Origin of the sequence: Priestia sp. BR_2 (assembly GCF_041954005.1) — a bacterium.
Lineage (GTDB): Bacteria > Bacillota > Bacilli > Paenibacillales > Paenibacillaceae > Paenibacillus_AQ > Paenibacillus_AQ lautus_A.
In genome coordinates, this window is the sequence record NZ_JAVFHM010000132.1 from 1 (window position 1) to 1,636 (window position 1,636).

A 1,636-nucleotide genomic window follows, 5' to 3' on the forward strand; every position below is an offset into this window, starting at 1 on the left:
CCTAAGGGGATTGATAAACATACTCTTCGTTTAGTAAGAGATAAAGTTCGCGAAGTTCAGCAGAGCTTAAATGTAGATGAGTTTGCTCAACTAGTAGGTATCAGTTATTCAACAATGAGAAGGTATTTAGAGTATTTAGTATCTTGTAAAGAAATGCAGGTGGAAATAGTGTATGGAAGTGTAGGGAGGCCTGAGCGGAAATACCGAGTAACTAATTTTACATAAAAACGAGATAGCGGTTCTTTGTCCGCTATCTCGTTTTTATGTAGAAATGATGCATGAAAAAAATGAAAAAAATTACTTTTATAAAAGATATTAAACTTATGTTGGTTATCTATGAACCTGCTTTAACAAGTGATACCTTTTTAGTAACGTGTAGCAAACAAAAAATGAAAACGTTATCAAAAAGGAGGAAAAATATCCGTGCTTTCTTTATTAGGATTTTTAATGGTTACAGTATTCATGTATTTAATTATGTCAAAGCGACTTACCCCAATGGTTGCTCTTATCATTATTCCAATTATATTTGGTTTAATAGGTGGTTTTGCTAGCGGAATGGGACCTATGATGCTAGAGGGTGTAAAAGATATTGCTCCTACAGCTATTATGATTTTATTTGCTATTTTATATTTTGGATTAATGATTGATTCAGGATTGTTTGACCCTCTCGTTTCCTTCATTTTAAAGGTTGTAAAAGGAGATCCTCTAAAAATCGTGGTCGGAACTGCTGTTCTTTCAATGATGGTTGCTTTAGATGGTGATGGAACTACTACCTATATGATAACGGTCTCTTCTTTGCTTCCATTATATAAACGCCTAGAAATGAATCCGCTTATCCTAGCGGGAGTTGCGATGCTGTCTATGGGAGTCATGAATATGACTCCGTGGGGAGGTGCTTCTGCTATGGCTATGAGTTCATTAAATTTAGATTCGTCTCAGTTGTTTTTGCCTTTAATACCTGTAATGGGTTTTGGGCTTCTATGGGTGCTGTTTGTTTCTGTTGTCCTTGGAAGAAGGGAAAGAAAAAGGTTAGGAGTTATCAATATTAAGCATTCTGCAAATGAAATTGCACATGCACATGAATTAGAGGGAACAGCGCAACATTCAGACTATCGACGTCCTAAGTTAGTATGGTTTAATTTTCTCCTTACTGTTAGTCTTATGGTGTGCTTAATTATGGACTTTATGTCATTGATGCTTTTGTTCATGATAGCGTTCGCTATTGCTTTATTAATAAATTATCCAAACATCAAAGATCAACAGCAGCGAATTTCATCTCATGCAAATAATGCAGTAGCCGTTGTTTCAATTGTTATTGCAGCAGGTATTTTTACAGGAATTATGTCTGGAACAAAGATGATTGATGCTATGGCAAATACACTTGTAGGAATAATCCCAGATACAATGGGCCCTTTTTTGCCAGTTGTAGTAGCATTTTTAAGTGCTCCTTTTACATTTTTTATGTCTAATAATGCCTTTTATTTTGGCGTATTGCCGATTATTGCTCAAGCTGCCGAAAGTTATGGCATCAGCGCAGCTGAAATTGGAAGAGCTGCTATCTTAGGACAACCTGTTCACGTGATAAGTCCCTTGGTAGCAGCAGCTCACTTATTAATTGGAATGGTAGGAATTGAAT

Annotated in this window: 1 protein-coding gene and 1 pseudogene; both read left to right on the plus strand. The window is 36.0% G+C overall.

Annotation, left to right across the window (positions count from 1 at the left end):
• Positions 1–225: pseudogene (locus RB298_RS05115) on the plus strand (response regulator); the annotation flags it as partial.
• 198 nt (positions 226–423) lie between these two features.
• Positions 424–1,636, plus strand: a 1,213-nt coding sequence (locus tag RB298_RS05120; protein ID WP_486046205.1) for a CitMHS family transporter, incomplete at its 3' end; no start/stop codon positions are given.